Origin of the sequence: Streptomyces sp. NPDC047043, assembly GCF_040644055.1 — a bacterium.
Lineage (GTDB): Bacteria > Actinomycetota > Actinomycetes > Streptomycetales > Streptomycetaceae > Streptomyces.
The window spans coordinates 14,413-40,736 of the sequence record NZ_JBEYVO010000030.1 but is presented as its reverse complement, the minus strand read 5'-3'; the positions used below and the strand labels follow the sequence as shown (position 1 = coordinate 40,736).

21 protein-coding genes and 1 pseudogene are annotated in these 26,324 nt (G+C 67.7%); 11 read left to right on the top strand and 11 right to left on the bottom strand.

The genetic code is table 11. The annotated features are described in order from the left end of the window. Positions 1-80: 80 nt before the first annotated feature. Positions 81-1,862, top strand: coding sequence for a cation:proton antiporter (locus ABZ880_RS38575; protein ID WP_361273200.1), 1,782 nt, complete (start codon positions 81-83; stop codon positions 1,860-1,862). Positions 1,863-1,878: 16 nt separating this feature from the next. On the opposite strand, the gene ABZ880_RS38570 is transcribed toward ABZ880_RS38575, so the two are convergent. The 5 genes and pseudogenes from ABZ880_RS38570 to ABZ880_RS38550 form a co-directional block, all read right to left on the bottom strand. After that, complete coding sequence (locus ABZ880_RS38570; protein WP_361273198.1) at positions 1,879-2,547, bottom strand: response regulator transcription factor; 669 nt, start codon at positions 2,545-2,547, stop codon at positions 1,879-1,881. Next, entirely contained in the window at positions 2,544-3,767 is a 1,224-nt protein-coding gene (locus ABZ880_RS38565; RefSeq protein ID WP_361273195.1) for a histidine kinase, read from the bottom strand. Before ABZ880_RS38565 ends, ABZ880_RS38570 begins: the two co-directional genes overlap by 4 nt. A 28-nt stretch (positions 3,768-3,795) precedes the next feature. Further along, positions 3,796-4,611, bottom strand: a complete 816-nt coding sequence (locus ABZ880_RS38560) for an ABC transporter permease subunit (protein WP_361273192.1) — start codon at positions 4,609-4,611, stop codon at positions 3,796-3,798. After that, positions 4,608-5,545 (bottom strand): annotated as a pseudogene (locus ABZ880_RS38555) (ATP-binding cassette domain-containing protein). Before ABZ880_RS38555 ends, ABZ880_RS38560 begins: the two are co-directional and overlap by 4 nt. Positions 5,546-5,751: 206 nt before the next feature. Continuing rightward, positions 5,752-6,333 (bottom strand): TetR family transcriptional regulator, encoded by a 582-nt coding sequence (locus ABZ880_RS38550; RefSeq protein WP_361273189.1) that lies wholly within the window; start codon positions 6,331-6,333, stop codon positions 5,752-5,754. 172 nt (positions 6,334-6,505) lie between these two features. Between ABZ880_RS38550 and ABZ880_RS38545 the strand changes: the two genes are divergently transcribed. Beyond that, positions 6,506-7,948: an MFS transporter gene (locus ABZ880_RS38545; RefSeq protein WP_361273186.1), complete on the top strand. Its 1,443-nt coding sequence runs from the start codon at positions 6,506-6,508 to the stop codon at positions 7,946-7,948. A gap of 127 nt (positions 7,949-8,075) precedes the next feature. Here the strand turns inward: ABZ880_RS38545 and ABZ880_RS38540 are convergent, their stop codons facing one another. Then, positions 8,076-8,927, bottom strand: coding sequence for a helix-turn-helix domain-containing protein (locus ABZ880_RS38540; RefSeq protein WP_361273183.1), 852 nt, complete (start codon positions 8,925-8,927; stop codon positions 8,076-8,078). On the opposite strand from ABZ880_RS38540, the gene ABZ880_RS38535 reads away from it, so the two are divergent. The 4 genes from ABZ880_RS38535 (at position 8,926) to ABZ880_RS38520 (ending at position 15,061) form a co-directional block, all read left to right on the top strand. Beyond that, on the top strand, positions 8,926-10,398 hold the full coding sequence (locus tag ABZ880_RS38535) for an MDR family MFS transporter (protein WP_361273181.1): 1,473 nt from the start codon (positions 8,926-8,928) through the stop codon (positions 10,396-10,398). The genes ABZ880_RS38540 and ABZ880_RS38535 overlap by 2 nt on opposite strands. A gap of 36 nt (positions 10,399-10,434) precedes the next feature. Beyond that, positions 10,435-11,616 (top strand): NAD(P)/FAD-dependent oxidoreductase, encoded by a 1,182-nt coding sequence (locus ABZ880_RS38530; RefSeq protein WP_361273178.1) that lies wholly within the window; start codon positions 10,435-10,437, stop codon positions 11,614-11,616. A gap of 155 nt (positions 11,617-11,771) precedes the next feature. Then, entirely contained in the window at positions 11,772-12,446 is a 675-nt protein-coding gene (locus tag ABZ880_RS38525; RefSeq protein ID WP_361273176.1) for a hypothetical protein, read from the top strand. A 401-nt stretch (positions 12,447-12,847) separates the two neighbouring features. Further along, positions 12,848-15,061, top strand: a complete 2,214-nt coding sequence (locus tag ABZ880_RS38520; protein WP_361273173.1) for an MMPL family transporter — start codon at positions 12,848-12,850, stop codon at positions 15,059-15,061. Between the two features lie 75 nt (positions 15,062-15,136). Here the strand turns inward: ABZ880_RS38520 and ABZ880_RS38515 are convergent, their stop codons facing one another. Beyond that, the gene (locus ABZ880_RS38515) at positions 15,137-15,718 is read right to left on the bottom strand and encodes a TetR family transcriptional regulator (protein ID WP_361273170.1); all 582 of its coding nucleotides are present in this window, start codon (positions 15,716-15,718) and stop codon (positions 15,137-15,139) included. A gap of 109 nt (positions 15,719-15,827) precedes the next feature. Next, the gene (locus ABZ880_RS38510; protein WP_361273167.1) at positions 15,828-16,316 is read right to left on the bottom strand and encodes a MarR family transcriptional regulator; all 489 of its coding nucleotides are present in this window, start codon (positions 16,314-16,316) and stop codon (positions 15,828-15,830) included. Between the two features lie 76 nt (positions 16,317-16,392). Here ABZ880_RS38510 and ABZ880_RS38505 point away from each other — a divergent pair, with 76 nt between their 5' ends. The 4 genes from ABZ880_RS38505 (at position 16,393) to ABZ880_RS38490 (ending at position 19,606) form a co-directional block, all read left to right on the top strand. Further along, positions 16,393-17,244 (top strand): hypothetical protein, encoded by an 852-nt coding sequence (locus ABZ880_RS38505; protein WP_361273164.1) that lies wholly within the window; start codon positions 16,393-16,395, stop codon positions 17,242-17,244. A gap of 135 nt (positions 17,245-17,379) precedes the next feature. Further along, positions 17,380-17,862, top strand: coding sequence for an alcohol dehydrogenase catalytic domain-containing protein (locus ABZ880_RS38500; protein WP_361273532.1), 483 nt, complete (start codon positions 17,380-17,382; stop codon positions 17,860-17,862). After that, positions 17,838-18,431, top strand: a complete 594-nt coding sequence (locus ABZ880_RS38495) for a zinc-binding dehydrogenase (protein ID WP_361273161.1) — start codon at positions 17,838-17,840, stop codon at positions 18,429-18,431. The genes ABZ880_RS38500 and ABZ880_RS38495 overlap by 25 nt, the downstream gene beginning before the upstream one ends. 101 nt (positions 18,432-18,532) lie before the next feature. Next, positions 18,533-19,606 carry an alkene reductase gene (locus tag ABZ880_RS38490; protein ID WP_361273159.1) on the top strand — a complete coding sequence of 358 codons (1,074 nt, stop codon included), beginning with the start codon at positions 18,533-18,535 and terminating at the stop codon, positions 19,604-19,606. 113 nt (positions 19,607-19,719) lie between these two features. Here ABZ880_RS38490 and ABZ880_RS38485 read toward each other — a convergent pair whose 3' ends face one another. The 3 genes from ABZ880_RS38485 to ABZ880_RS38475 all read right to left on the bottom strand — a co-directional run bounded on the left by ABZ880_RS38485 (position 19,720) and on the right by ABZ880_RS38475 (position 24,834). Beyond that, positions 19,720-21,054, bottom strand: coding sequence for a hypothetical protein (locus ABZ880_RS38485; protein ID WP_361273157.1), 1,335 nt, complete (start codon positions 21,052-21,054; stop codon positions 19,720-19,722). A gap of 165 nt (positions 21,055-21,219) precedes the next feature. Continuing rightward, positions 21,220-22,194, bottom strand: coding sequence for an Lrp/AsnC family transcriptional regulator (locus ABZ880_RS38480; RefSeq protein WP_361273155.1), 975 nt, complete (start codon positions 22,192-22,194; stop codon positions 21,220-21,222). A gap of 129 nt (positions 22,195-22,323) precedes the next feature. Then, complete coding sequence (locus tag ABZ880_RS38475) at positions 22,324-24,834, bottom strand: MFS transporter (protein WP_361273529.1); 2,511 nt, start codon at positions 24,832-24,834, stop codon at positions 22,324-22,326. Positions 24,835-25,359: 525 nt separating this feature from the next. Between ABZ880_RS38475 and ABZ880_RS38470 the strand changes: the two genes are divergently transcribed. Then, positions 25,360-26,316, top strand: coding sequence for a sugar ABC transporter permease (locus ABZ880_RS38470; RefSeq protein WP_361273152.1), 957 nt, complete (start codon positions 25,360-25,362; stop codon positions 26,314-26,316). The last annotated feature ends 8 nt before the right edge of the window (positions 26,317-26,324 follow it).

Genomic DNA, 26,324 nt, shown 5'->3' with positions numbered 1-26,324 from the left:
TGTCCTGTCTTATCGGCCAGGACGTCCCGGACCACTCGGCTGCCAGACGATCGCACCTCTGAAAGTACCTGGTCACATCTGTGGAATTCACTCTCGTCGCCGCTGTTGGCGTCATCAGCATCGTGGCCGTGGCCGCCTTCTCCCAGAAGCTGGGGGTGGCGGCACCGCTGAGTCTGGTCGTGGTGGGAATCGGCCTGAGTTACGTACCCGGCGTGCCGCATCCCGAGCTGGATCCGGAGTGGGTCCTGGCCGGGGTGCTGCCCCCCTTGCTGTACTCCGGCGCCGTCAACATGCCGGTCGTCGACTTCCGCCGCAACCTCAAACCGATCACCGGTCTGGCTGTGGTGCTCGTGGCGGCCAGCACGCTGGGGTCCGGCTGGCTCTTTCACACTCTGCTGCCCGACATCAGCTGGCCCGCCGCTTTCGCCCTGGGCGCAGTCGTCAGTCCCACGGACGCGGTCGCCGCCACATCGGTCGGGCGGCGCCTGGGGCTGCCGCACCGGCTGCTGACGGTGCTCGAGGGGGAGGGGCTGATCAATGACGCCTCCGCGCTGGTGCTGCTGCGTTCCGCGTTGGCCGCCGTTGCCGGAACGGTGTCGTTGTGGGGCATCGCCGGCGAATTCGTGTACGCGGTGGCTGTCGCCGTGGTGGTGGGGCTGGTCGTGGGGCAGGTCAATGTCCGGGTGCGCGGTCGCCTGAGCGACCCGGTCCTCAACACGGCGGTCTCCTTCGTCATCCCCTTCGTCGCCTTCGTGCCGGCCGAGGAGTTCCACGCCTCGGGCGTGCTGGCCGTCGTGGTAGCGGGGTTGGTCACCGGACACCAGGCACCGCGGTTCCTGCGGGCGCAGGACCGGCTGACCGAAGCCACCAACTGGCGCACTCTTGCCTTCTTGCTGGAGAACGCCGTCTTCCTGCTCATGGGCCTGGGCATCAAGACCTTGGTCGATGAGGTTCAGCGCGATCATTTGGACGTGGGACGGGCCATCGTCGTCGGACTGGCGGCCTCCGCGCTGGTCATCGCCGTACGTATGGTGTTCACGGCCCCGTTGATCGCCGCACTGCACGGCGACACGCGCCGCGCGGCTCGGGTCAAGCCCCGCTTGGCGCACATCCAGGCCCGGCTGGACGGAGGCCACACGGGCCCCGACGTCGATGACCGCGTCGACACCTCCCGGCGCCGGGGTTCGGGGCCACGCCTGGACACCGAGCAGAAGAAGCAGCGGTTCGCGCTCCGGATCACCAGGATCGCAGCGGACGTGGAGTTCCATCTGAACCAGGCCATTGACTGGCGCGGCGGTGTGGTGCTGGCCTGGGCCGGAATGCGCGGTGTGATCACCGTGGCCGCGGCCCAGACGCTTCCCGAGGACACTCCCGACCGGCCCCTGCTGATCCTGATCGCGTTCGTGGTGGCGGCCACCACGCTGCTGCTGCAGGGACTGACGCTGCCGATGGTCATCCGGAAGGTGAAGATCCCTGCCGATGACCCGCAACAGTTGCGCGACGACGTCGAGCAACTCCTCGGCGAACTCGCCCTCGCCGCCCGGGACGTGCTCGACGATCCGCAACTGCACCGGGCCGACGGGAAGGTCTACGACCCGCAGATCCTGGATCAGGTCCGTGCCGACTCCCGCATCCCCGACACGAACGCCGCGCAGATCCCGAAAGCACCCCACGAGGAGGCGGATCTGCAGGAGCAGTACCTCGAGTTGCGGCTGAGAGTGCTGGCCGCCGAGAGCGAACGCCTGCTGGCGGAGCGTGAAAAGGGGACGTACAGCTCCTCGGCGCTGAGCCGGGCCCAGCACGGCCTCGACATCGAGTCCTCCCGCCTGCAGCAGCTCGCCACCGCCGACCCGCTTGACTGACATCGTGTCCTCGGGCTCAGCCGGGCTGTACGAGCCGGGTCTCGTACGCCAGGACCACTGCCTGGACCCGGTCCCGCAGCTCCAGCTTGCCCAGGATGCGGCTGACGTGCGTCTTGACCGTCGCCTCGGCCAGGTGGAGGGTCTCGGCGATCTCCGCATTGGACAGACCGCGGCCCATCTGGGTGAGGACCTCGCGTTCGCGCACGGTGATTCGGTCCAGCCGCTCGTCCCCGCGCCCACCGTCTTCGGACTTGGCGGGAAGCCGGTGGGCGAAGTTCTCCAGCAGGAGGCGGGTGACACGGGGCGCGACGACCGCGTCGCCGACGGCCACGCAGCGGATCGCGGCCAGGAGTTCCTGGGGCATCGCGTTCTTCAGCAAGAAGCCGGAGGCTCCCGCGCGCAGGCCGGCGAAGGCGTACTCGTCGAGGTCGAAGGTGGTCAGGATCAGCACCCTCGCCTCGGGGCACTCCGCCACGATCCGCTCGGTCGCCTCGATGCCGTCCATCCCCGGCATTCGCACGTCCATCAGCACCACGTCGGGTCGCCGTATACCGGTCAGACGCACGGCCTCGGCGCCGTTGCCGGCCTCGCCGACGGCCGCCATGTCCGGCTGCGCCTCCAAGACCATGGAGAACGCCATCCGCAGCAGCGGCTCGTCGTCGACGAGGAGGACTCTGATCGTCATGGCTCACACTTCGTTTCCGGACAGGGCCAGCACGGCCCGTACCTGCCAGCCGCCGTCGGGGCGCGGCCCGGCCTCGAACTCGCCGCCGTACACCGCGGCCCGCTCCCGCATCCCGTGCAGCCCCTGCCCGCCGGTCGAGGCCGGCAACTCCGCCGCGGGACCGTCGTCGGTGATCTGCACGCTGATGTGGTGCGCGGTACAGCGCACTCGTACGTCGGCCCGGGTGCCCGGCGGGTGTGCTTCAGGGTGTTCGTGAGCGCCTCCTGGACCAGCCGGTAGACGGTCAGTTGCGCAGGGACGGGTACGGCCGCGGGGTCGCCCGAGATGTCGAGGCGGGTGGGCAGCCCTGCCGCCCGGACCTGGTCGGCGAGCGGTTCCAGTTGCGCTATTCCCGGCATCGGGTGGCGCAGCGCATCGGGTTCGTCGGCGCGCAGTACGCCGAGGAAGCGCCGCATGTCGGTGATCGCCTGCCGGCCGGTCGTCGACACTTGCCGCATCGCCGCGGTGGCCTGTTCCGGGTGCAGCTCCTGGGCGAAGACGGCGCCGTCGGCGAGCGCCACCATCACCGACAGGTTGTGCGTGACGATGTCGTGCATCTCCCGGGCGATACGGGTGCGCTCGCCGGCGACCGCCAGCCGGGCCTGCTGGTCGCGTTCCCGCTCCAGTCGTACGGCGCGCTCCTCCAGGAAGGCGTACTGGGCGCGCCTGCTGCGCATGTTCATGCCGATCACGTACGCGGCCACGGCCATCGCGGACAGTGCGACGAACGACTCGAGGACCCGTTCCTGCGATGACCACCGGGCCGACGCGAGCAGCGCTCCGGTCTCCAGCACGCCGATGGCGAGCCAGGTGTGCCGCTTCGACGCGTGCGCGGCCACCGTGTACAGCGCGATCAGCAGTGTCATGTCCGCCGGCGTGCGCAGGCCGAGGCACCACTGGGCGAACGCCACCGACGACATGGCCAGGAATGACACGAGCGGAGCACGGCGCCGCCACACAAGGGGCAGCGACAGCAGCGCGTTGAGCAGCAACAGGTGCCCCAGGAAGGGGTGCATGGCACGGTGCATCGCTCCCGTCATCGCCACGAAGACGGCCGCCGCGAACAGCGTATCCACCGACTGCACCGACAGCAGGGTGCGCAGGCGCAGCCGGGGGCGCCCGGCGAGGGCGCGCCACGACCGGGCCCGGACACGTACGGCCTGAGGCAGGGCGTACGTCATCGTCGTGCCCTGCGGCCGTCGGCCGGCATCAGGCGTCCCGCCGCTTCAGCGCTACCGCGGCCCCGGCCAGCGCGACCGCCGCATACAGGCAGAACACCGCGAAACCGGCCCACGGCGACAGCGTGTTCGGGTCCGCGTGGACGTGGATGAGCCCCTGCCCCGCCGTGCTCGGCAGGTACTTGTTGATCGCGTCGTACCAGGAGGACGGCAGCGCTTCGGCGAGCACCGGAACCACCAGCAGGACACCGAACAGGGTGGCGATGCCGCCCGCGGTGTTGCGGATCAGCGCGCCCAGCGCCACCCCGATCAGGCCCACGCCCGTCAGATACAGACCGGCGCCGAACACCGCGCGCAGCACGCCCGCGGCGCCCAGGGACGTCCCGAGATGGTGGCCGGACAGTGCGGCCTGCCCGACCAGGAAGGCGATCAGCGCGGCGATCGTCATCAGCGCCCACGTCACGGCGCAGAACACCAGCGCCTTCGCCCACAGCACGGGCAGTCTCCGCGGCACCGCGGACAGCGAGGCGCGGATCATCCCGGTGGCGTATTCGCCGCTGACCACCAGGACGCCCAGGACTCCGACGGCCAGCTGGGCGAGGAAGAAGCCGCGCAGACTCGTCAGCGTCGGATCGAAGTGCAGCCGTTCGTCGGCCGGCAGATGGGACCAGCGGTCAGCGGTGAAGTAGCTGAACAAGTAGCCCAGGCCAATCATCGCGATCACCGCTGCTGCCAGCGTGAACAGCGTGGACCGCAGCGAACGAAGCTTGATCCATTCCGAGTTGATCACCTTCAGCTGTGTGACCTCGCCGCGCTCCGCCTCGGGAATCACCGTTGCCGTCGTCATGCCGCACGCTCCTCCGCACCCGCGCCGGCGCCCTGCGTCGCGGGCGCCTGGTACTCCACGGCGTCCCGGGTGAGCTCCATGAACGCCTCCTCCAACGACGCCTGCTGCGGCGTCAGTTCGGCCAGGGCGATGCCTTCCTCGGCTGCGATCCGCCCGATCCAGTCGCTGGTGATGCCGGTCACCAGCAGCACACCCGGCTCCTGGGAGGAGACGGTGACGTCCGGGCCTGCCATCAGCTCGCGCAGTTTCTCCGCCTCGTTGGTGCGCACCCGCACCAGGTCCCCGGCAGCCTGCGCAGTGAACTCCGCGACCGACGTGTCAGCGATCAACCGACCGCGTCCGATGACGATCAGGTGCTCGGCGGTCAGCGCCATCTCCGACATGAGGTGCGAGGAGACCAGGACCGTACGACCTTCGGCGGCCAGCCCCTTCAGCAGATTGCGGATCCACAGGAGGCCCTCGGGGTCCAGGCCGTTGACGGGCTCGTCGAGGATCACCGTGGCCGGGTCGCCGAGCAGGGCGCTGGCGATACCGAGCCGCTGCCCCATGCCCAGTGAGAAGCCGCCGACGCGCTTCTTCGCCACCGCGCGCAGCCCGACCAGGTCGATCACCTCGTCCACGCGGCGCGCCGAGATGCCGTGGGTGGCGGCGAGCGCCAGCAGGTGGTTGCGGGCGCTGCGCCCGGTGTGGATGGCGCGGGCCTCCAGCATCGCCCCCACCTCGTGCAGCGGCGCCCGGTGGTCGGCACAGCTCTTGCCGTTGACCACGGCGCGGCCCGCGCGTCCAGACCCAGCAGCATCCGCATCGTCGTGGACTTGCCAGCGCCGTTCGGCCCGAGGAAACCGGTGACGACACCGGGCCGTACGGTGAAGCTGAGATCTTCCACTGCGGTGCGCTCACCGTAGCGTTTGGTGAGGGAATGGGCCTCGATCATGAAGGGTCCTCGTCGGAACTAGAGGGAAGTCGTAGTGGGGCAGTCCGTTCGCGACCGGACCTGCATCACGCTAGAACCGGGCCCTGCCCGAATCGACAGACCGTGGAGCGACGTTCCGGGGACCGTGTCTGCATCCGCGGGCTGAACGGCGTACATCCGTCGGTGTAGGTTCCGACGGCTCCCGCCCGCCCGTGGAGTGGGGCCGCCTACAAGTCCGGCCAGCCCAGGCGCAGGTGGGCGAAGGCGGCGTCCAGGGAGGCCCGAGGGTCGTCGTCCGCACCGATGAGGTCGGGCAGTTCGAGGACATAGCGGGCCAGTGTGCGCACCGCCGGATCCCCCGGCTCACGTCCGCTCTCGTCGGCGACGGCCTGAACCAGGGAGTCCTGGCAGCCGATCCACAGCGTGCGGGCATATGCGCGCAGCGCCGGGGTGTTGATGATCAGGTCTGCCTTCGTGCGCTGCTCGGCGCTCATGCCCTCGATGAATGGACCACGTCGGGCGAGATAACCGTGCACCGCGTCGAGGATGGAGGTGCCCTCGGGGCGCTCTCGTACGGCCGCCTCCAGGTCGGCTCGCCGAGCGCTGCCGTCGTCGAAGATGAGCGCGTCCTTCCCGGCGGGGAAGTGCGCGAACACCGTCGCGATCGCGGTGTCGGCCTCGGCGGCCACCTCGGCGAGCGTGACCTTGTCATAGCCGCGTTCGGCGAAGAGCCTCAGCGCCGCGTCCGACAGAGCCTGTCGCGTCGCCGCCTTCTTTCGTTCACGTCGTCCTGGTTCCTGGATCACCATGTCCACCATGCTACCGGTTACAGAAGGACTCTGATTTCGATCCGGTTGCATATTCAGAATGATTCTGATTTCTTGTGGCTGGGACCTTCCCACCCGGACATGCGCCCCTCGGGGATCTCGTGATCTTCCGCCCATGAAGCGTGTGACTCGGATCCGCCCTGGTAGGAGCGCCATGACCACCACACAACAGACCCAGAGCAGTGTGTCCGCGGCCGGGTCGATCTCCCGGCTGGCCTGCTGGCTGATCCTGGGGCTCGTCCTGCTGGCCGATGCCCTGGACCTGATCGACTCCACGGTCACGAACATCGCCGCGCCGACGATCGTGGGCGACATCGGGGGCGGTGAGGGCTTGATCAAATGGCTCGGCTCGTCCTATGCCCTTGCCATGGGCATCCTGCTCGTCATCGGCGGACGGCTCGGTGACAGGTACGGGCAACGCCGCATGTTCCTCACCGGCATGGCCGGCTTCACCGTGGCCTCGGCGGTCGCGGGCCTGTCTCCGGACCCGGCGGTGTTGATCGTGGCCCGCGTCGTGCAGGGCCTCTTCGGCGCAATGCTCATCCCGCAGGGCATGGCCATCATGACCAAGACCTTCCCGCGCGACCTGCTGAAGAAGGCGTTCAACATCTTCGGCCCGCTGCTCGGGGTGGCCACCGTGGGCGGTCCGCTTCTGGCCGGCTTCATCATCGACGCGGACATCGCCGGACTCGGGTGGCGGCCCATCTTCCTGGTCAACATCGTGCTCGGCGTCGTCGGCGTGGCGGTCGCCCTCAAGCTCCTGCCCCGCGACGGCGCAGACCCGTCCGTCACGGTCGACGGCGTCGGCGCGGGACTGCTGGCCGTGACCATGTTCGGCCTGATGTTCGGCCTGATCGAGGGCTCCACCTACGGCTGGGGGGCCGTGCCGATCGCCTCTCTGCTCATGGGAGTGATCTTCCTGGTGCTGTTCGGTCGCAGGCAGACCTCTGCGGCCGAGCCGTTGATCAAGCCGAGCCTGCTGAAGAACAAGGGATTCAGCTCCGGCATGATCGTCGGCCTGCTGTTCTTCGCCGTCACCGCCGGCATCACCTATGTGTTCTCCCTGTTCATGCAGGGGCCGCTGAGGGAGACTCCGGGGCACACGGCAGTGGGGCTTCTGCCACTGACTTTCGGCATCATCGCCGGCTCCGGCCTGTGCATCGGCCTGGGCGGCAGGCTCGGCCGCAAGCTGATCGCCGTCGGCATGGTCGTCACCATGCTCGGCGCGGGCCTGCTGCTTGCCCTGCTCTCCGCCAAGGGCATGGACGTGACCCTGTGGCAGCTTGCCCTTCCCATCTTCGTCACCGGCGTGGGTATGGGCTGCTGCTACGGCCTCATCATCGACATCGCCCTCGGTGACATCGACCCTGCCGAAGCGGGCAGTGCCTCAGGCACTCTGACCTCCGTGCAGCAGTTGGCCAACGGCATCGGCTCGGCCGTCGTGACCACCGTCTACCTGCATGCGGGCGCCCCCGTCCATGCGATCAAGGTCGCTCTGATCGTGGTCCTCGCGGTCACTGCCGTCTGCCTTCCGGCAGTGAAGCTGCTGCCGCGCAACGCGGCCACGGAGAGCGCGGGAGAAGAGGGCGGTCAGTGACCGAATGTGGTCGCGCCGGTCACTTCCCTCGTTCATAAAAGGCAAGTTGACGGGATCCGCATTCTCGGCCCGGTCTCAGGCGGCTCGGAAGTCCGAGCCGGTGTTCACCTGAGCCGGGCCGCACGGCTCAGTTCGAGCCGTCGCTCCAGCCGTGTGCGAGCAGGCCGAAGATCTCCACCAGGGCCCGTTGGGGGTCTTCGCGTCCCTGGACCAGGTTGCCACTCTCCATGACGAATCGGGCCAGTGCGGCGGCGCGGACGTCACCTGCGGGAGCGCCGATGGCTTCGCTGATGGCGGTGGCCAGTGCCGTCTCGTGTCGCCGCCACATCCGGTGCAGGTACTCCTGCAGGGATGGTGTCTCATCCACAAGTTTGAAGAGTGCGGTGAACTCCATGGTGTCATCGCGGAACGCGATGCGGGTGCGCATGATGTGGCCCCGGAGTGCGTCGAGGATCGACTGGCCGGGATCCCGGTCGTGAACGGCGGCGATCAGGGACGCTTCCCGGCCCTCGTCCTCGTCGAAGATCAGGGCCTCCTTGCTCGGGAAGTGCTTGAACAGCGTGGTCACGGACACATCCGCCTCCTCGGCCACCTCTCTGACGCCCACGTTGTCGAAGCCACGCTCGGTGAACAGTCGCACCGCAGCCTCCGACAGCGCCTTGCGGGTCTGGGCCTTCTTGCGCTCCCGACGCCCTAGCGCTTCGGTCACGCCTGTCGTCTCTGGCATGTGTGTCATCTCGGTCATGCCTGCCACTGTAAACCCGTAAGGCGAGCGGATAAATAAGGCTATCGGTTGTACTTTTACATCTGGTTGTGCTTCCCTGGACGGCACAAGAGCGGGCTCCGTTGCGACCGCTCCTACGACGCCTCCTCCTCCGCGAAAGGCATGATCTGCCATGTCGACGGCTCCAACTGCGCCTTCGCCGACCGAACCGTCCGCAAGCCCCAACCGCATCCGCTTCACGATGCTCGGCGTCATGCTGGCGATGCTGCTGGCGATGCTCGACAACGCCATCGTCGGCACCTCGATGACGACGATCGTCGGCGACCTCGGCGGCCTGTCCCACATCTCCTGGGTCGTCACCGCCTACGCCCTGGCCACCGCCGCATCCACCCCCGTGTGGGGAAAGCTGGGGGACCTCTTCGGCCGCAAACACCTCTTCCTCGCCTCGATCGGCGTCTTCCTGCTCGGCTCGGTCCTGTCCGGGGCCTCGCAGTCGATGACCCAGTTGATCAGCTTCCGGGCGATCCAGGGCCTGGGCGCCGGCGGCATCTCGGCCCTCGCGATCACGCTCATCGGTGCCCTGGTTCCGCCGCGTGAGCGAGGCCGTTACCAGGGCATGACGGCCGCGGTCATGGCCATCGGTACCATCGGAGGCCCGCTGGTCGGCGGCTTCGTGGCCGACCACATCGGCTGGCGCTGGGCTTTCTACATCAACATTCCGCTCGGACTGCTGGCCCTGGTCTGGTGCACGGTCATGCTGAAGTTGCCCGCCATCCGCAGCAAGGCCCGGATCGACTGGCTGGGCATTGTTCTGATGACCACCACGATCACCGCGATCGTGCTGGCCGCCACGTGGGCGGGCACCCAGTACGCCTGGGGCTCGTGGCAGATCCTGTCGCTGTTCGCCCTCACGGCGGTCGCTCTGGCCGGCTTCATCGCCTCGCAGAAGCGGGCCTCCGAGCCCCTGCTTCCGCTGCGCGTGTTCAGCGAACGCAACTTCGTTCTGAGCGTTGTCATGATCTTCGCGGCCGGTGTCGTCATGTTCGGCGCCACGCTCTACCTGCCGCTGTTCCAGCAGAGCGTGCAGGGCGCCTCGGCCACCAACTCCGGCCTGCTGCTGATGCCGATGATGATCCCCGTCGCCCTGGTCTCCAACATCGCCGGCAAGTACATGTCCCGCACCGGCAAGTACAAGATCTTCCCCATTCTGGGCGGCGCCCTCCTCACTGTGGGCACCGGCCTGCTCGCCACCATGGACACCGACACCTCCCGCGTCGTCGCCGGGATCTACATGGCGCTGGTCGGCATCGGCCTGGGCTTCATGCTGCAGATGACCACGACCATCGCGCAGAACAGCGTGGAGATGCGGGACATGGGTGCGGCCTCCGCGGGCGTCATGCTGTTCCGTACCGTGGGTGGTTCCCTGGGTACCGCCGTCTTCGGCTCCCTGTTCACCCACGCCACGGCAGGCCGTGTGCCCGTCTCCTCCGGTTCCGGGGAATCCACGAAGATCAGTGCTTCCGCCCTGGCCAAGCTGCCCGCCCAGGCCCGGGACGCCTATCTCGACGGTGTCGCCACCGGTACCCAGCACATCTTCCTGCTCGCCGCGTGCCTGTGCGCCGCCGGCTTCGTGGCCGCCCTCTTCGTCAAGGAGATCCCGCTGCGCGGCAAGCCCATGCCCCCGAAGCCGGTCGCCGAAGAGGCCGCGGTTCCTCGGTCCGCCTGATCCCGAACCTCTGCGCCACCTGAACGGAGTAGCGTCATGAATCCCACCACCCCCCGCATCGCCATCGTCGGGGGTGGTCTCGGTGGTCTCACCCTCGCCCGCGTTCTGCAGGTCCACGGCATCGAGGCCACCATCTACGAGGCCGACACAACCCGCTACGTCCGACCCAGCCAGGGCGGCACCCTCGACATGCACGAGGAGTCCGGACAGCGCGCCATACAGGAGGCCGGCCTGACCGCAGAATTCCGTGCCGCGGTCCGCCCCGAGGGCCAGGACATGAAGCTGTTCGACAAGCACGGCACGCTGCTGTGTGAACAAGTCGCCGAGGAAGACGACCTGGATCGACCCGAGATCGACCGGGGGGTGCTGCGGGACATCCTGTTGGATTCGCTCGACCCCGACTCGATCCGCTGGGGCAAGTACCTCAAGGAGGCTATCCCTCTCAGGGATGGCCGGAACGAGCTGCACTTCGCCGACGGCACCTTCGCCACCTGCGACCTGTTGGTCGGAGCCGACGGCGCGTGGTCCCACGTCCGCCCGCTAGTTACCGACGCCGAGCCGGAGCACAGCGGCGTCAACTTCATCGAGCTCGGCATCACGGACGTGGACGGCACCCAGCCGGACCTCGCCGAACTCATCGGCCGTGGCAGCCTGTACGCACTGGGCGACAACAAGGGCATCATGCCGCAGCGCAACGGCGACGGCCGGATCCGCACCTACGTGGCCTTCCGCACAGGCGAGGACTGGCTGACCGCGTGCGGGATCCCGTTCGACCGCCCGGACGAGGCGCGCGCCGCGATGTTGGGGTACTTCACCGACTGGGCACCACAACTGACCGACCTCATCCGTCACTGCGACGACACGATCGTGCCCCGCCCGATCATGCAGCTTCCCGTGGGGCTGGCCTGGCAGAGCAAGTCGGGCGTCACCCTGATCGGCGACGCGGCGCACCTCATGTCCCCCTTCGCCGGCGCGGGCGCCAACCTCGCCCTGTTGGACGCCACCGAACTGGCTCTGGCCGTCATCAACAACCCGGGCGACCCGGCCGCGGCGATTGAGACGTACGAGAAGGCGATGCACGAGTACGTGCTGCCGATGGCCGAGATAGCTTCCCACCACCTCGACCTCATGATCTCCCCCGACGGTGACAAGCAGATGCTGGCCCTGCTCGCGCAGTTCGACGACATGGCCGCCGAGGGGAACGACGCCGACAGGTAAACCCTGTCATGCCTGGCGCTCGGCATCGCGAACGCGGAGGCCAGGCTCACAGATGGCTGTGGCTCCTGGAATTACCGAGCTCGTGATGGAAAGGCACTCAGGCGAACATGGCATCTCTTGAGGCGGAGACGGACGGACGTGGTACCGGGTATGCGGTGACCACAGCCGCGTTCGCCTTTCTCGTACTGCGGCTCTTCGCTGTTTCCGACTACAACTGGCACACCGCTTTCGCGGTTCTCCACACCCTCGATCTGAAGGACAGCATCGGCCTTGTGCTGGGCACCGTGATGGCGGACTCGCTCGCCTCCGTGGTGTTCCTCACGCTCCTGGTGCCAGTTGCCCTCCTCAGGCTGGTGATGGAACGGCGGGCGGCGGGGAAGTCCCGGGAAAGGGCGCTTGCCGAGGGACGGCAGCCCGAGAGGCCGGACCTGGCAGGCGCGCTGCTCTTGCTGATCGCCGTCGTGGCCGTCGTCGCCTATATCGCGACGTTCCACAGCTGGTGGCTGTTGTGGCTCATGTTCGGAGTCGGCGGCCTGATCTTCGGGATCGTGTTCAGCGTTCAGGCCGGCGGAGGGTTGAAACGGGCGGCCCTCTGGACGACTCGGCACCTTGTCGCGCTGGTGGGACTGGCGATGCTGCTCGGCGCGGCGACGATCAGCACCCCCTGGGTTCCGATGGAGCGGATCGAGACGCAGGACGGGAAGGAGCTGCAGGGCTATGTCATGCAGGCCGAACCCGGATTCCTCAAGGTCCTCACCGAGCACGAACGCAAGCTCCTCATCCTGACGGACCAGGACGTCAGGGCGAGGGAAGAGATCACCGGCCACTGAGGCGCGTAGGTCATCCGCCCTTCATCTCCTCGCCCGGCGACGCCCTCGAAGGCCTTGTCCATTCCCGACTGCCCTCACTGTCGGCTCCCTGAAAAGGCCTGCCATCAGCGCCTTTCTCGTGGATCACCTCTGGGTTGAAGCGGGCAACGTGGCGTGGCGCACAACTGCAACAACACCATTGGCGCATCAGCTACACTTTTAAATCGAAGCCACTAGGCGATCAGTTACGTCTAAAGGGTGACGAGGAGACGCTGCCCCCGGCGCAGCCGGGACCAGCCCCGCGGCTCGGGACAGTCCTGAGAACCGTCCGCTGGGGTGCAGGCGACGAACAACCCCTCGTTGCGACACATCGAAGCCAACTGCCGTTCTTGTTGCCGATCACGATTGGAAGTACCTCACCCGTGGCTACCTTCCTGTACCGACTAGGGCGCCTCTCCTTCCGGAAACGCCGACTCGTCGCCCTGCTCTGGGTGGCCATCCTCGCTGCCTGCGCCTTCGCGGCCGCCAAGGCTCCGTCTGCGCCGGACGACGACCTCGTCCTGCCGGGCACGGAGTCGCAGAAGGCGTTCGACCTGCTCGACCAGCGCTTCCCCGGCTCCAGCTCCGACGGAGCCGAGGCGCGGATAGTGTTCGTCGCTCCCCATGGGCAGAAGATCACCGCGAGCGCCAACAAGGCGGCCGTCGAGAAGATCGTCACCGAGGTCGGGGACGGTGGGCAGGCCAAGAGCGCCATCGACCCCTTCACGACCGCCGACGCGGTGAGCAAGGACGGCACGACCGCCTACGCCACCGTGACCTACAAGGTGAAGAGCGCCGACCTCACGGACGCCACCAAGAACGCCTTGAAGGACACGATCCAGGACGGGAAGCGCAGCGGGCTCACCGTCAACATCGGCGGTTCCGCCCTGGAGCCCGACCCGGAGCTCGGCGGCGTCACGGAGATCATCGGACTCGCCGTCGCGGCGATCGTACTCGTCGTCACCTTCAGCTCGTTGGCGGCCGCAGGACTTCCGCTGCTCACCGCGATCGTCGGAATCGCCGTCGGCGTCGCCTCGGTCATCGCCATCGGCATGTCCTCGACGACCACAACCCTCGCCTTGATGCTGGGCCTCGCCGTCGGCATCGACTACGCCCTGTTCATCGTCTCCCGCTATCGCTCCGAACGGGCCCTGGGCCACAACGCCGAGGACGCGGTGGGGCGGGCCGTCGGCACCGCGGGATCGGCCGTCACCTTCGCGGGCCTGACAGTGATCATCGCGCTCGCGGGTCTGTCCGTCGTGGGTATTCCCGTGCTCACCAAGATGGGGCTCGCCGCGGCCGGCACGGTTCTCATCGCCATCGTCCTCGCCCTCACCCTGTTGCCCGCGCTCCTCGGGTTCTTCCAGAAAGCGGTCCTGCCGCGACACCTGCGCAAGGGTGAGGAGCTCAGCGAGAAGGACCGCGAGAAGGCCGCGAAGCCCAACATGGGCAGCCGCTGGGCGTCCTTCGTCACCCGTCGGCCGCTCGCCGTGCTGCTCTTCAGCGTGATCGGCCTCGGGGTGGTCGCCGTACCGACGTTCTCCATCCAACTCGGTATCCCGGGCGATGAGTCGCAGCCCACCTCCACCACTCAGCGCCGCGCCTACGACGCCCTTGCCGACGGCTTCGGCCCCGGTTTCAACGGACCGCTCACCATCGTCATCGACGCCAAGGGCGTCACCGACCCGAAGGCCGCCGCCAAGCAGGCGACTACCGACCTCGCGAAGACCCACGGCGTCGTGTCCGTGTCGCCGGCCATGTTCAACAAGGCCGGAGACACCGCGCTCATCAGCGTGGTGCCCACCACCGCTCCGACGTCTACCAAGACCAAGGACCTCATCCACACGCTTCGTGACGAGGCGCCCGGGCTCAAGTCCAAGACCGGCGCGAAGATGCTGGTCACCAGCACGACCGCCGTCAACATCGACCTGTCGCAGAAGCTCGGTGAAGCCCTGGTGCCCTACCTGGCGGTCATCGTCGGGCTCGCCTTCCTGCTCCTGATGGTCGTCTTCCGCTCCATTCTCGTGCCTCTCAAGGCGGCCCTCGGCTTCCTGTTCTCGGTGGGCGGCGCCTTCGGTGTGCTCGTCGCGGTCTTCCAGTGGGGCTGGCTCACGGGAGTGCTCGGGATCGATCAGACCGGCCCCATCGTGAGCATGATGCCGATCTTCCTGATCGGTGTGGTGTTCGGCCTCGCGATGGACTACGAGGTGTTCCTCGTAACCCGGATCAGGGAGGCGTACGTCCATGGGGAGCGCCCCCGGCAGGCCATCGTGACCGGGTTCCGGCACAGTGCGCGGGTCGTCACCGCGGCCGCGGTCATCATGATCGCGGTGTTCGCCGGCTTCATCGGGATGAGCGAATCGTTCATCAAGATGATCGGGCTCGGGCTCGCCTCCGCCGTCTTCTTCGACGCGTTCATGGTCCGAATGACTCTCGTTCCCGCGGTCCTCGCGCTCCTGGACGAGTGGGCATGGAAGCTGCCCAGCTGGCTCAACCGGATCCTGCCCAATGTGGACATCGAGGGAGAGAAGCTGACCCGCACTCTGGAGGCCGTCCCCGACGCGGGCGCGTCCGAAGCCGAACACGCGCGCGTGTGAGAGGAGAGGCGGGGGCAGGTGAGGTGTCCGTACAGACACCTCACCTGCCCCCGCCCACGGGGTATCGGGCGGGGCTCAGGACGAGCCGGCCTCCCAGCCGTTTTCCAGCAGGTCGAACACTTCACGTAGGGCAAGTTCGGGATCCTTGTACCCGTTGACGAGGCTCCCGGCCTCGATGACGAAGCGGGCGAGCGCTGCGACGCGAATGTCGCCTTCAGGGGCGCCGGTGGCCTCGGCGATGGCAGCGGCCAGTGCTGTTTCGTGCCGGCGCCACATCCGATGCATGTACTCCTGCAGGGCGGGCGTCGAGTTCACCAACTGCATGAAGTCCGCGAATTCCGAGGCCTGGTCGCTGAGGGCCGCCTGACCGCGCTGGAGATAGTCGTGCAGGGCATCAAGGACGGACTGACCGGGCTCTCGGTCACGCACGGCGGCGACCAGGCGTGCCTCCTCGTCCGCGTCGTCGTCGAAGACGAGCGCTTCCTTGCTGGGGAAGTGCTTGAACAGCGTCGTGACCGCCACGTCCGCCTCTTCGGCCACATCCCTGACCCCGACATTGTCAAAGCCACGTTCGGTGAACAACTTCAGCGCGGCGTCCGCCAATGCCTTGCGCGTCTGGGCCTTCTTGCGCTCGCGGCGCCCCATTACCTCCGTCATACTCGTCATCCTACTGCACATAACAAACAGGTTACTTAGAGCAGCAGTTGCACTTTTGTACCGCTCTGCGGGAGGTGTTCTCGACGCTCGACGGAAATCTCTGCCCGCCTCAGATTTCGGGCCGTTGCGGAGCCTTCGCTGCGATCGGCCGTGTGCGGCGTTCATGGACGGTCTCGGCCAAGGGGGTGTCGCGCAGGCAGGTTTCCAGCACGCTAGTGGTGGACGCCAGGTCGAGCCCCTTCAGTCGGTCGCCCAGCCACGTCCGGAAGGCCTCCTTGCGTTCTGCGGCGGCGTGGGCGAGCTCGCGGCCGCGTGGGGTGCAGGAAATCTCGATCCGGCGTCGGTCGTCGCTGGCGGACTCTCGCTGAAGCAGTCCTGAGGCGACCAGTCGGTCCACGAGTCGACTCGGATGGCCCCCTTCCGCGATCAGAAGTGTGCCCAACTCGCCGAGGGACATCGGTCCGTACCGGTCGAGAAGCTGCAACGCCTCGGCTTGACTCGACGTGACCCCCAGGGGGCGCAGCAGGTCGTTGATCCGCCGGTCTGCCTCCCGGGTCAGAGCCTTGAGTAGCAGGCCGAACTCCTCGATCGCATCCATGGGCCAAGAATAGATGCCAAGTGAATATATGCTGTGTGATATATTCGCACTGCACATGATCGGGAAAGGGGCTTCGATGTCCAGCACTCCCCGTACCATCGTCGTCACCAGCGCGAACAGCCGCACCGGGCGCGACCTGTTGCCCCGTCTCGCAGCCTCCGGTGAGCGTGTGATCGCACTCGTCCGGACGTCGGAGGACCTGCCGGCCGACGAGGTCGTCCCGGACTGGAGGCACTCCTCACGGGCCGTCGAGGCCCTCGCGGAGGCATCGGTGGTGATTCATCTCAGCGGTGTCTTCGCTGCTGCCGGCCTGGAGGCGTACCAGGACGGAAACGTCGTCTCCACTCGCAGGGTCGTGGATTCGATCAACCCCGCGGCGCGGCTCATCTACGTGTCATACCTCGGCGCCGACCCCGCACACGACAACTGGTACCTCAAGACCAAGGGTGAGGCCGAAGACCTCATCAGCACCGTCACCGACAGCGTGATCTTCCGTATTGACCCGATGGTGGGCGGAAACGACGCCCCCAGTTCCTTCGAGCTGATGCTGCGTCAAAAGGCCGCCGATGCCCCGGTGCGCATCGTAGGCGACGGCATGCAGCGGTTCCGCCCCGTCTACGCCGCCGACGTCGTGGCCGCGATCATCAACGCTGGCCGCGGCCTCGGCAAAGCCGGTGTCTACGACCTTGTCGGGCCCAGCGACTTCACCATCACCGACATCGCGGAAAAGATCAACGGGCGTGCCGTACCGATCGACCGCGTGTCGCTCGATCAGGCCGCCGGACTGCCGGGGCCACCGGCGACGGTCGCGTACTTGCTCGCCAACCCGACGCCGTCGTCCGACCCTGACACGGCCGGGCGGGCCTTCCATCTGACGCTCACCCGACCCGAGACCAAGTGGCCGATCGTTGGGCCCTCCGCTTCCTGATCGAACCTTGGCGAGACGCATCGTCCGGGTCTGACCGCACAAGGTCTCACCGGGATGGGGTGAGGCGCGGACGGCTCCGTGGAGCCTTCGACGAATCGCGTGACGCACTGAAGGAACGTGAGAGTGGAACAGACCATGATGGCGGTCCGCCTGTTCGAGCATGGCGGCCCCGAGGTGCTGAAGTACTTAGAGGTGCCGATTCCCGAGGTCGGCCCGGACGAGGTCCTGATGCGTGTGCGGGCCACGGCCGTCAACAGCTGGGATCTCCGGTACCGCGCGGGCAACTTGCCGCAGCCCCTCCCGGGACGGCCGCCATGGCCCTTGCCGTTTCAGCTCGGCAGGGACGCAGCCGGTGAAATCGTCGCCACTGGCGAGAACGTCACGAGGTGGCGCCCGGGAGACAGGGCGGTGCAGCTTCCGCATCCGCCGTGCCGTAACTGTCCTTGTGCGTACGCGGGCTCGAAAACCTCTGCATCGACACGGTCTACCCCGGTCACCAGGTCTTCGGGGGATACGCCGAGTACGTCGTACGTCGCGCGGACGCGCTGCTGCCCATCCCCGACGGTGTCGAGTTCGAGAGGGCCGCGGCCACCATGTGGACCTACTCAACGCCGCTGAACTGTGCGCGGCAGGCGCCTGTCGGTCCTGGCGACACAGTGGTCGTCACGGGTGCCAGCGGCGGGATGGCGATCGCCTGCGCCCAGCTGGCCAAGGCGAGCGGAGCCACCGTCATCGGTACGACCACAAAGCCGGATCGCGACGAAGCACTCAGGAAGCTCGGCTACGACCACATACTGCACTCCGAGGACCCCCAACTACCGCAACGGGTCAGGGAGCTGTCGCACGGTCTGGGCGCCGACGCCGTCTGGGACTGTGTGGGCGGCAACGACTTCTTCCAGTTCTCCCTCTCCTGCGCACGGCTTGGTGGGACGGTCATCGTCTTGGGCACACCGACCAGTCAGGGATCCCGACTTGACCTGGACGCCTTCGCGCTCATTGGCGGGCAGGTGAGGATCGCCGCTGTCCGCGGAGCGACCAGGCGAGACCAGCAGCTGTGCCTGGAACTGGTGGCGGCCGGAAAGATCACCCCGGTCATCGACCGGTCCTACCCCCTGGCGTCCGCGGCCGGGGCCCACGCCTACCTGGAAAGCCAACGGCAGATCGGCAAAGTGCTCCTCCTGCCATGACACCCCGGGTCGATCGCTGACACAGGCCGTAGTCACGGTCAGCGCGCCATCACCACGGCTGCCGGAAAGAGCAGCCCGCACTGTGAGACAAGGACGAATTCATGTCGACTGCCTTCCAGCCCTACGATCTCGACTGCGCGCGCCTGGCCAACCGCGTCGTGATGGCTCCGATGACCCGCAGCCGCGCCTACGGCGCCGGCCAGAGCCCGACCGAGCTGATGGCCACGTACTACGCGCAGCGAGCGAGTGCCGGCCTGATCATCACGGAGAGCGTACAGCCGTCGTTGGTCGGCCAGGGCTACCCCAACACCCCAGGCATCCACTCCGCCGAGCAGGTCGAGGCCTGGCGAAAGGTGACCGACGCCGTACACGCCGAGGGCGGCGTCATCTTCCTGCAGCTGATGCATGCCGGTCGGGTCGGTCACCCGAGCCAGACGGGTCTTCAGCCGGTCGGACCGTCCGCGATCACGGCCAAGGGGCAGGTCTACACGCACGAGGGTTTGAAGGACCTCGTGACGCCGAAGGAGCTCAGCGAGCACGAGATACGCGACACGATCGAGGATTTCGCCGCCGCCGCGCGCAACGCGATCGAGGCCGGCTTCGACGGCGTGGAGCTGCACGGAGCAAGCGGCTACCTCATCCACCAGTTCCTTGCCCCCAACTCCAACCGGCGCACGGACCGTTGGGGTGGTTCGCCACGGGCCCGCATCCGCTTCGCCGTCGAGACCGCCAAGGCCGTTGCCAAGGCCATCGGCCCGGACAGGGTCGGTTTCCGCCTCTCTCCCGGGGTTCCCCTGCAGGACGTCGACGAGTCCCACCCCGGTGACCGGGAGGCGACCTACACCGCTCTGGTGGACGCGCTCGCCTCGCTCGGCCTGGCCTACCTGCACCACATGGAATGGGCCGAGGTCCGCGACCTGACCCTGCGCCTGCGCAAGCAGTGGCCGGGCACCTACATCCTCAACCCCTTCACCGCCCCGCGCCCCACCGGCCCGGAGGAACTGCAGCTGATCGAGGACGGCGTCGCCGACCTGATCGCCTACGGCAGCCTGTTCCTGGCCAACCCCGACCTGCCCAAGCGACTCGCCACCGGCGGTCCGTTCAACACCCCCGACCGCGCCACCTTCTACGGCGGCGACCACCGGGGCTACACCGACTATCCGACCCACGGTTGATCCTCGGCGTCCTGGTGTGAGTGGTGGACGGGGCCCCGGCTGTCGTCGCCCGGCGTCGACGGCGGCAGCATCGTATGGCTTGACCTTCGGGCTTCTGGACAACCAGCGTCCCGTCAGTTCCAGGGCACCTTGGTGACGTCACCCACCCAGCCCCGGATCCGTGTGAGGTTCCTGTAACTGCCTTTGTATCCACATGCGTTGAGGATCAGCAGTACGAGGTAGTGCCGAGCGAGCAACCAGGCGTCCCTTGTCAGCCCGTCCAACCGGTACACAGGTTCCTGCGAGTCTTGAGGATGCACGAGCCGGTTCCTGACCCATGTCACGACATCGGCCCCGTCGACGTCCCTGTTCTCCTTCGCCTTCACGTCAGCGGCGTACTGCGCGGCCGCTGGTAGGAGGGCAGGGTCGATATGGACGGGGATCTGAGCGGCTCGCAGGACCTGGCGGAGCCGATCGTGTGCCGGGCAGCGGTTGTACTCCTGTTTGGTCATGACGCCGGGGAGGACGAGGCTCTTCCACATGACGTGCTCCAGGCCGGCCGCGCCCATGATGATCCGGGGTTCTATGAAGTCGCGGCTCCTCAGGGCCGAGATGGCATACACCATCTGAAAGCGCAATGGCGTGAGCTTGTTCGGGGCGGCGAAGGCGCCGATGACGAGGCGCAAGAAGTCGCCGAGCGACTCATGATCTTGGTCGTACCACCAGCCGTCGCTGCTCTGGCGGGCCGGGTCACAGAAGGCAGCTCGCCACTGCTCCCACACGACGTGTCCGTCAATGTCTTCACCGACGGGCAGCATGGGAGCGGCCCAACGGCCGAGCGCGAACGAGATCCCGACCTGTAGAGCGGTCAGCAAGGGGTCAACCTCGTCAGCCGTGAAGGTGGAGCCATCGGCGCGACGCACCTCCATTGCGTGCGTCATGACGTACACATCAGTCTTGTGGAGATCACGCCAAACCCGCTGGTGGTCGGGACGCACGTCGAGGGTGATCTCCCAGCCGTTTGCTCGGTGCTCCCAGCGACCGGACCACTCGTGCTCGCCACCGCCGGCCGTCTTCTCGACGAGCGGGAGTGGGCCGTGCCAGTCGGGCAGGTTGAAGCAGTGAACGAGGACTCGGGCCAGGGGCGCCTTGGCGTCGCCGAACACAGCCCCATTCGACCATCCGCCGTCGATGTTGCGCGGCACGCCGAGCATGGTCATGTCGCCCGAGGAACGGCGGAGTGTCAGAGACACCTCGTCTCGGTTGGCGAAACCCGGCGAGACTCCATCACCAACCTCCCACTCGAAGCTGAAGCCGTTCGAGCAGGTCAGCTCAACCCGACCCGGAACATCGGTTGGTCCGCACCCACCGATAGGGCCATCGTGCAGGAGGACGGGCTGGCCCGGGTCGTTGAATGGGTAGGCCGGCGCGACCGGCCGGCCGGCGGGGGACATGTTCGTTGTGGCCACGCAGCCACGGTAGTGAGGCTGGACACGGACCTGCGGAGATTTTCTAATGTACAAGCGCCACACCTGGAAGCAGGGTGCGTCGGGATCGTCGTCAGTCGAGGTGACTGGTGTGGATACAGCTTGCGGTCTCGACTTGATGCACCTGGCGGTCGGCGTCAACTCCCCTCAGCGGCCAGGCTCGTAAGTGAGTTGCTTGACCTCTCGCAGAGTGAGGGCGGTCTCGACGGAGCGGACTCCGTCGAGGGCTCCGATCTTGTCACTGAGGTAGGTGTACAGCTCGCCAGTGCTGGGGTGCAGGGTGGCGGCGACGATGTTGGCCTGGCCGGTGGTGGCCGCCGCAAAGCGCACCTCGGGGTGTGAGGCGAGGGTACGGCCGACGTCGGCGAGTGCGGCCGGGGCGACGGTGAGCCAGAGCATGGCGACGACGTCGTTGCCGAGATGCTCGTGGTCGAACTGCACATCCAGGTAGAGGATGCCGGAGGAGCGCAGGCGATCCAGGCGCCGCCTGACCGCGGATTCCGACAGGCCGGTACTCGCCTGCAGTTCGGTGAGTGGAGCCCGTCCGTCGCGGCCGAGGACGGCCAGCAGCGCCTCGTCCTCTTCCTCCAGAACGACGGGAACGGTGGCTGAATCGACGGGTGGCGGGCTGAGGGCGGCCTGCTCGTCGGAATCGAGGGCGTTGATCTTGCTGAGCCACCCGAGTCGGCCTCCGTAGAAGTGGTGCAGCAGGCAGTGGGCGCTGACCGAGGTGACGCGGGGGGTGCGCTGGAGACGGTCGAGGAGGAGTTCGTCCCTCGCCTGCCGGGTGCGGGGCTTCATCGCGCACATCACTTCGGTGCCGCCCGAGATCACGCTGACGTAGGCGGTGTCCGAGCGCCGGGCCAGTGCGTCGGCCAGTTGTTCGGCGGTGTCCGGGGTGCAGCACAGGCGCAGGAGCCAGGTGCTGCGGCCTAGCCGGCTTTCGTCGGTGATACCGAGCACGCGCAGGTGGACGGCGCTGCGCAGCCGTCGGAAGCGGCGGGCGACGGTCTGGTCGGAAACCCCCAGGACCTCCGCGATCCGGTTGAACGGCGCCCGACCGTCGAGCTGCAGCGCCTGAAGTAGCTTCAGATCGAGTTTATCGAGTGCCTGGGACCGCACGGGAAGCTCCTGCTCCTTCAGCCGGGTGCCGGTGAAATGATCCTGTCGCGGAACGCGATGCTTCGCAGCGGCCATGACCTCCGAGTCGTATGGGGGTGAGGCCCAGTCCCTGGGGGAGGGGCCTGGGCCTCACCTGGGCGCGCTCCCGTCCCCACGGATGGCGCCCCGCACCGGATCCGGCTGTCCATGCCCGGGATGACGGATCCGATACGTGTCGGAGCGGCCGACTGGGCCGCTGTTCAAGTGGTCCGGGTGAGCCAGTTCCAGGTGGACGTCGTCCAGACCCCGGCCGTCCAGGGCGACCGTGGTGGCCACCGGCGGATATCCGGAGGCGACGACCGAGTAGCTGCCCTCGTCCAGGTCGGTGAAGACATAAGCGCCGTCGCCGTCCGTGTCCGTGGTGGCCACCACGTTTCCGGCCCGGTCCAAGAGTGTGACCCGCGCGTCGGCCAGGCTTTCGCGGTGGGCACCCGCCCGTACGACGCCTTGCAGCCGCGTGCCCAGTCGCAGTGGCACCTCCAGCGCGGTGCCTCCGGCATCGGGCACCTGGGCGGGGAGTGCGGCCAGCTGGAAGCCGCGCGCGTTCACCGTGACGGTGAGGTCGCCGCCAACGCTCAGCTCATCGAACCTGAACTTTCCTGAAGTGTCGGTCTTGCCGCTGGCCAGCACGTCTCCGCGCCCGTCCGTGACGGTGACCAGGGCGCCGTCAACGGGCGTTCTGTCCCCGGCGGAGACCACGGTGCCTGCGAGGATGCTGTTCCCGGTTAGGACCAGGTCATGGACCAGCGGCTGTTCGCCGAGCATGACCGTCGTCGCCTGAGGCAGGCGGCCCTCAGTCGCGGCGATGAGCACGTGTGCCCCCGCGGTCGGGGCGGTCAACTCGTACAGGCCGGCGCCGTGGGAGACCGCCCGGGCGACCTGGCGGCCGGCCGGTGAGACGAGAGTGACCGTGGCACCCACCACGCCGTCACCTGCGGCGTCGCGGATTCGACCGGTGAGAACCGTCTGCAGGCCGGCTCGCCCCGGGACGTCGTCGCCCCCCGCGAATCCGGGCCCGTCCGACCCCGGACGCCGGGTCCACGATGGACCGTGCGCAGCACCTGCGCCTACCAACGCCGCCGGCTCCCGCTCGAGCGCCGCGTTCGCATCCTCGGCTGCCGCCTGCACCGAAGGGCGCGGGGCGCGCAATAGCACTGCTCCGACGACAGCGGCGAGCAGCGCGAGAGCAGCGGCCACGATCAGGCACAGTTGAAGGCCGTCGAGGAAGGCTTCGGAAAGGGCGCCCAAAGCGCGGCCGGTGTCCGCTCCCAGATCCATCCGAGCTACCACCCCCAGCCCGCCGGCGTCCACGGCCGCGGTGATCCGGTGCGCCGTCGCGCCGTCCACCCCTGCGTCGGCCAGATGGCCGGGCAGGGTGTCGGTCGTCCTGGTGGTCAGCAGCACACCTAGGACGGCGGGGCCGAGGGCGCCGCCCACCTGCCGGAAGGCGTTGTTTCCCGCCGCCGCCATACCGGCCAGGCGGTGCGGTACGGAGGCCACGGCGGTGGCGGTCATCGGCGTGACGACCAGGCCTAGGCCGAGCCCCAGCAGCGCCAGCCGCCAGGCCAGCGCGCCAAACGGGGTCTGCGCGTCCAGCGCGGTCAGGGACACCAGGGCCCCTGCGGTGACCAGCAGACCGGTCGTGATCAGGAGGCGCGCCGAGACCCGGCGCATCAACGGCCCGACCACCACCCCGACGAGCAGACACACCGCCGACACCGACAGCATCCGGTACGCCGCGTCGAGGGTGGCGAGCCGCTGCACCATGCCGAAGTAAAGGCTGAGGACGAAGAAGAAGCCGATCAGTCCCAGGAAGCTGATCATCGCGATCAGAGTGGTGGCGCTGAACGCAGGACTGCGGAAGAGCGCCAGGTCCAGCATCGGGCTGGCGCTGCGCTTCTCGGCAAGGACGAAGGCGACGGCACTGGCGGCGGCCAGCGCGAGCGCCACGATCACCCGAGGCTCGGAGAAAGACTTGGCACCGCCCTCGATCACGCCGTAGACGAGCGAGGTGATCGCGAAAGCGGCGGTGATCTGGCCGGGCCAGTCCAGCCGCCGCGTACCCGGCGCCTTGGAGTCGGTGACCAGTGCCGCCGCGACTGCCATGGTAAGGAGCGCCACGGGTATGGCAGGCAGGTAGATCCAGCGCCAAACAGCGTGGTCGAGGATGACCCCGGCCATCAGGGGACCGACGGCCAGCGCCGTCATCAGGGCCGCGGCCCACAGCCCGACGAACTTGGCGCGCTGGTGCGGGTCGGGTACCGCGTGGCTGATCAGCGCCAAGGTCGTGGGCAGCAGCGCGGCCGCGCCCATCCCGGCCAGCGCCTGCCCGACCCACAGCACCTGGACCGACTGTGCGCACAGGGCGATGATGGCTCCGACGGCGGCGAACAACAGGCCCGCCTGGAATACCTTCTTGCGGCCGTGAACATCGCCGAAGACACCAGCGGTCAGGATGAGGGCCGCCATGGGCAGGACGAACGCGTCGGAAATCCAGGACAGTTGAGAGGTCGACGCGTGCAGGGCCCGCTGGATGGCGGGAAGGCTCACCGAGACGCTGGTGACCGGCAGATAGGCGACGAACACTCCGACGCAGGCCATGACGAGCGTGGCCTTGGGACTCTGCCGTGGTCCGGTCGCCGTTGTTCCGAGGTTCACAGATCCTCCGTTCCGGTGCGGCGGGTCGCCAACACGACGGCCACTTTCCAGCCGGTTCCAGCCAGGAGCCAGCCACAGCCCGAGAAGCCCGGAAAATCGACATCCGAACAGTGGAAGTGGAGGATTTCCGACAGTCGCGCGCGCGTTGGCGCACAGCTCGATGTCGGCATGATGGCGAGGGTTGCAATCCCCGAGTGCGGGCGCTCATCCCGGTTTGGAACCGCACGACGGAGTGCTGAGGCCCTGCCGGGCGCGAGCCGTCGGTCGTGAACCTGTACGGCACCTCTTGACCCCGTGGGTGTTAGCGCTCACACTCTCATTCGCACGTGCTGACGCATCACCCCGCGACGGCACCTTGAGCCACTTCCATCAGCTTCGGCTCACCGTTCCCCTCTCTCCCTCGCTCTAGTGCATTCGATTGAGCCGCCTTTCCGGAGCGTAGATGTGATCGCTAACTCACCTGCTGCCGTGTCGAGACCGGCAGCCGACCGCGGTTCCCTCGAGGCCGCACCCTCTCCAGCCGACGACGGCGCCCGTCGCCGTAGGCGGAGCAGGATCCGTACGATCGTCGAGGCGTACATCCTGCTCGCACCGAGCCTGGCCGGGTTCCTGCTCTTCCTCCTCGCCCCGATCGTCGGCGTCGTCGTGATCAGCTTCTTCGACTGGAACCTAATGGGGTCGCCGCGCTTCGTCGGGCTGGCCAACTACCGCGAGATGATGGGCGACAGCGAGGTGTGGCGCTCGGTGCGCAACACCCTCTACTACGTCGTGCTGAACATCCCGGCGCAGACCGTGCTGGCCCTGCTGCTCGCCCTGGCGATGAACCGCCGGATGAAAGGCGGCAAGGCCTTCCGGGTGCTGTTCGTGTTGCCGTGGATGGCCATGCCGGTGGCCCTGGGCATCGTGTGGAGTTGGGCTTTCGACCCGCAGCACGGTGTGATCAACCAGTTCCTGGCCCTGTTCGGCGTCGACGGTCCGGCCTGGCTGTCGTCCACGACCTGGGCGATGCCGGTGATGGCCTCGGTCAACATCTGGCAGTACACCGGCTACACGATGCTCTTCCTGCTGGCAGGCCTGCAGGCGATCCCCGAGTCGCTCTACGAGGCCGCCGCCCTCGACGGCGCCGGATCCGTGCAGCGCTTCTTCCGGATCACGCTCCCGCTGCTGCGGCCCTCGATGTTCTTCGTGCTGGTCACCAACACCATCGGGTCGTTCCAGATGTTCGACACCGTCTACGTGATGACCCAGGGCGGGCCCGGCGGTTCGACGGACACGATGAACTACCACATCTACCAGCAGGCGTTCCAGCTCTTCCGCAGCGGCTACGCCTCGGCGCTGGCGATGCTCCTGTTCGCGTTGATCCTGCTCGTGACGGCGGTCCAGTTCCTGTACTTCCGCAAGCGCACCGTCTACGACTTCAGCTGAGGGCCGCC

What these genes read in the sequence shown, in the direction of transcription:
- ABZ880_RS38490 (WP_361273159.1), top strand. Translation starts at nt 18,533, where the DNA reads ATGTCGACTGCCTTCCAGCCCTACGATCTCGACTGCGCGCGCCTGGCC.
- ABZ880_RS38475 (WP_361273529.1), bottom strand. Translation starts at nt 24,834, where the DNA reads ATGGCCTGCGTCGGAGTGTTCGTCGCCTATCTGCCGGTCACCAGCGTC.
- ABZ880_RS38530 (WP_361273178.1), top strand. Translation starts at nt 10,435, where the DNA reads ATGAATCCCACCACCCCCCGCATCGCCATCGTCGGGGGTGGTCTCGGT.
- ABZ880_RS38495 (WP_361273161.1), top strand. Translation starts at nt 17,838, where the DNA reads ATGTGGACCTACTCAACGCCGCTGAACTGTGCGCGGCAGGCGCCTGTC.
- ABZ880_RS38505 (WP_361273164.1), top strand. Translation starts at nt 16,393, where the DNA reads ATGTCCAGCACTCCCCGTACCATCGTCGTCACCAGCGCGAACAGCCGC.
- ABZ880_RS38570 (WP_361273198.1), bottom strand. Translation starts at nt 2,547, where the DNA reads ATGACGATCAGAGTCCTCCTCGTCGACGACGAGCCGCTGCTGCGGATG.
- ABZ880_RS38535 (WP_361273181.1), top strand. Translation starts at nt 8,926, where the DNA reads ATGCTGGCGATGCTGCTGGCGATGCTCGACAACGCCATCGTCGGCACC.
- ABZ880_RS38550 (WP_361273189.1), bottom strand. Translation starts at nt 6,333, where the DNA reads ATGGTGATCCAGGAACCAGGACGACGTGAACGAAAGAAGGCGGCGACG.
- ABZ880_RS38560 (WP_361273192.1), bottom strand. Translation starts at nt 4,611, where the DNA reads ATGACGACGGCAACGGTGATTCCCGAGGCGGAGCGCGGCGAGGTCACA.
- ABZ880_RS38500 (WP_361273532.1), top strand. Translation starts at nt 17,380, where the DNA reads ATGATGGCGGTCCGCCTGTTCGAGCATGGCGGCCCCGAGGTGCTGAAG.
- ABZ880_RS38565 (WP_361273195.1), bottom strand. Translation starts at nt 3,767, where the DNA reads ATGACGTACGCCCTGCCTCAGGCCGTACGTGTCCGGGCCCGGTCGTGG.
- ABZ880_RS38540 (WP_361273183.1), bottom strand. Translation starts at nt 8,927, where the DNA reads ATGACGCCGAGCATCGTGAAGCGGATGCGGTTGGGGCTTGCGGACGGT.
- ABZ880_RS38510 (WP_361273167.1), bottom strand. Translation starts at nt 16,316, where the DNA reads ATGGATGCGATCGAGGAGTTCGGCCTGCTACTCAAGGCTCTGACCCGG.
- ABZ880_RS38545 (WP_361273186.1), top strand. Translation starts at nt 6,506, where the DNA reads ATGACCACCACACAACAGACCCAGAGCAGTGTGTCCGCGGCCGGGTCG.
- ABZ880_RS38515 (WP_361273170.1), bottom strand. Translation starts at nt 15,718, where the DNA reads ATGACGGAGGTAATGGGGCGCCGCGAGCGCAAGAAGGCCCAGACGCGC.